The following is a 2856-nucleotide window of genomic DNA, read 5'->3' on the forward strand; positions in this document are numbered from 1 at the left end:
GTGCTTTAATGGCAATGTACTTACTGTCGTCGCTGGCCGGAGCAGCAGCAGGGGCAGCCGGAGCGGCTGGAGCCTGTGGTGCTGCGGGAGCAGGGGCAGCAGCTGGTGCAGGAGCAGCAGCATGTTGTACCGGAGCAGAGGCAGCTTCCTTTACATACGTTACCTGCTGGTCTGGATCGCGCTTCACCGAGATCTTGAATTCTTCTGTTTCAATGTTTACTTTATTCAAGCCAGATTTGGCGATAAAGTCAATAAGGTCCTGGATTTCTTTAGCTTTCATGTTTTCTATTTTACTCTTTCTGCGTAAGAATAAGTTCGTGTGTCTACTTTGATTTTTTCGTCCTGACCAATGAACAACGGTACCTGGATCGTGGCACCTGTTTCAACGATGGCTGGTTTTGATGCGTTTGTGGCGGTATCACCTTTAAGGCCAGGCTCTGTGTACGTAATCGTCAGCTCTACAAAAGGAGGGATCTCACAGGTAAGTGGCGTTTCGGTTTCAGCATGGAACAGGATCGTTACTTCCTGACCTTCTTTCATCAAATCAGCAAAAGGAACCATTTTTTCGTCAAGTGCTACCTGCTCAAATGTATTCATGTCCATGAAGTTATACCCCAGGTCATCCTTGAAGATAAATTGGTGAGGGCGCTGCTCCACCCGGGCAGTTGTGATCTTGTGGCCGGCAGAGAAAGTGTTGTCGACTACTTTGCCGGTTTTGATATTGCGAAGCTTCGTTCTAACGAAAGCCGGGCCTTTGCCTGGTTTAACATGCTGAAATTCAATAACCACATAGAGGTCGTTATTGTATTCCATGCACAGACCATTTCTGATGTCAGCTGTGGTTGCCATAGTATGCTGTTGTTACGCTTGATATTGAATGAAACGATAAAAGTATAGCGCAAATCGCTGTCTTGCAAACAAAGTTAGCTATTATACTCAAATATTGATTAAAAAGCTTAGGGCAAATCCTCGGGCAGACTAGTGGAAAGCTTCTTCACAACAAAGGCGGTTATATAGGGAGGGAAGTCAGTTTTTTTCTATAATTTAGCCATTATTTTAAAAAAACAGGCCATACCAGCATGTGCGCTTCTCGCCTTTTTGCGTATGGTTGTATGCCCACAGCACCTGCTTGGTGCTTTTTTTTAATGTAAATCTTTTTTGCATGGATTATAAGCTCATCTTTGAACATAGCCCGGAAGCCATGGTGCTGCTTGACCCCGATCTTAAAATTTTGGGAGCCAACAAGCGCTATCTGGAAGTGACGATGCGCCAAGTGGATGAAATTGTAGGCAAACATTTTCTTTTGGAAGCTTTTCCGGAGCCCAATGTGCCCTATGAACAGAATCCGGTATTGCACTCGATACAGGAAGCAATAGCTAAAGGCCAGCGGGTATACCTGGATGTGATACGCTATGCGATCTCCCGCCCTGACGGCAGCGGTTATGATGAACGCTATTGGGAGGCATCACATACGCCTATCCTGAATGAAAAAGGAGAGGTAGAGTATATACTACAGGAAACAAAAGATGTAACCGAAAGGGAGGAAACCAAACACGCGCTGCGTGATATTGAGCAAAAGTTCAGCTTTATGGCTGATGCAATGCCTCACCTGGTGGATGCCGATGATGCCAGTGGACGCTCTACCTATTTCAACAAGCAATGGGAAAACTACACTGGTATACCTGTTGAGCGACTTTTAGCTGGTGATTGGAAGGAGGCGATACATCCGGATGATCTGGTGGCAGCGACCAGAGCATGGGAAAAATCACTTGAGACAGGGGAACCATCACAATTGGAGATTCGCATCCGGGATAAGGACGGGGATTACCGTTGGCACCTCAACCGTTACCTGCCCATGCGCAACGAGGATGGCACTATCAAAATGTGGCTGGGCAGCTGCAGCGACATCCATGATGTGAAAAACCTGGTGCAGGAGCTCCTGTCTAGCAACGAACAGATGTCTGAACTGGCCGACCAGGTGCAAATGGCATACCGTAAAGCGGAGAACGAGCGGGAGACCCTGGAGCGTTTGATTATGCAGGCGCCGACTTTCTTTGGTATCCTGAAAGGTCCTGAGCATCGTTATGAGCTGGTTAACCCCAAGTACCAGGACTTGTTCCCACATGTTGAGCTGATCGGAAAGACGGTGGCTGAAGCATTGCCTGAAATTGCTGACCAGGGCTATATCGATGTTCTGGATAATGTCTACAGGACAGGGGAGACCTTCGAGGCCAAGGAGATTATTGTAAAGCTAGCCAATGCAGAGGGGAAACTGGAGGACAATTACCTGACCTTTATTTTCCAGCCGCTCTATGACGAACATAACCAGATTACTGGTATACTGATCGCTGGTTTTAATGTGACTGACAAATATCAGTTAAAAAAGAAACTGCAGGAACTAGGTTTTGCAGTAGATGATGTATAGCAGCAGAAAAATTTAGGGGAGAGCACGTGAATTCAGCACAGATAGATTTTCAGCAAATTAGGATTAAGCATATTTTGTTTAAGTCCAAGGTGCGTTCTGTGCTATATGGAGGGGCACTCGATAGCGTGTTCTTTTCTGATGCTGGTCCAATCAGCAACTGGTTTGTGCAGGTCGGGAAAGTAAAGTACGGCAATGAGCCGGAGCTTTACAGTCTGCAAAAAACGCATAACGACTTGCTGTCCAGCGCAAACCAGTTGTTCGGCTTGTACCGCAATGGTAGTATAGACCAGGCACATGCTGGTATGAAAGACATCGAAAAGCTCTCTGACCGTTTTCAGGAGCTTTTGTCACAGGTAGAAAAACGCTTAGCCCTTCGCGCCGACATCGTGTAAGTGCTATGACCTCTATAAACAGAAAAAGCGGCTAATGTG

The 2856-nt window shown here is 46.6% G+C and carries 3 protein-coding genes and 1 pseudogene; 2 read left to right on the forward strand and 2 right to left on the reverse strand.

Annotated features, from left to right (window positions below):
• Positions 1-280, reverse strand: a pseudogene (locus O71_RS18800) (acetyl-CoA carboxylase, biotin carboxyl carrier protein); the annotation flags it as partial.
• A gap of 5 nt (positions 281-285) precedes the next feature.
• Positions 286-849: an elongation factor P gene (gene efp / locus O71_RS18805; protein ID WP_007660147.1), complete on the reverse strand. Its 564-nt coding sequence runs from the start codon at positions 847-849 to the stop codon at positions 286-288.
• A 313-nt stretch (positions 850-1162) separates the two neighbouring features.
• Between efp and O71_RS18810 the strand changes: the two genes are divergently transcribed.
• Both O71_RS18810 and O71_RS18815 read left to right on the forward strand, forming a co-directional pair.
• The gene (locus O71_RS18810) at positions 1163-2425 is read left to right on the forward strand and encodes a PAS domain-containing protein (protein WP_007660148.1); all 1263 of its coding nucleotides are present in this window, start codon (positions 1163-1165) and stop codon (positions 2423-2425) included.
• A gap of 74 nt (positions 2426-2499) precedes the next feature.
• The gene (locus tag O71_RS18815; protein WP_007660149.1) at positions 2500-2817 is read left to right on the forward strand and encodes a hypothetical protein; all 318 of its coding nucleotides are present in this window, start codon (positions 2500-2502) and stop codon (positions 2815-2817) included.
• The last annotated feature ends 39 nt before the right edge of the window (positions 2818-2856 follow it).

Source organism: Pontibacter sp. BAB1700 (genome assembly GCF_000277005.1).
GTDB classification, from domain to species: domain Bacteria; phylum Bacteroidota; class Bacteroidia; order Cytophagales; family Hymenobacteraceae; genus Pontibacter; species Pontibacter lucknowensis.

Bases quoted from the DNA above. Each gene is read 5' to 3' on its own strand.
- efp (WP_007660147.1), bottom strand. From the start codon at position 849: ATGGCAACCACAGCTGACATCAGAAATGGTCTGTGCATGGAATACAAT.
- O71_RS18810 (WP_007660148.1), top strand. From the start codon at position 1,163: ATGGATTATAAGCTCATCTTTGAACATAGCCCGGAAGCCATGGTGCTG.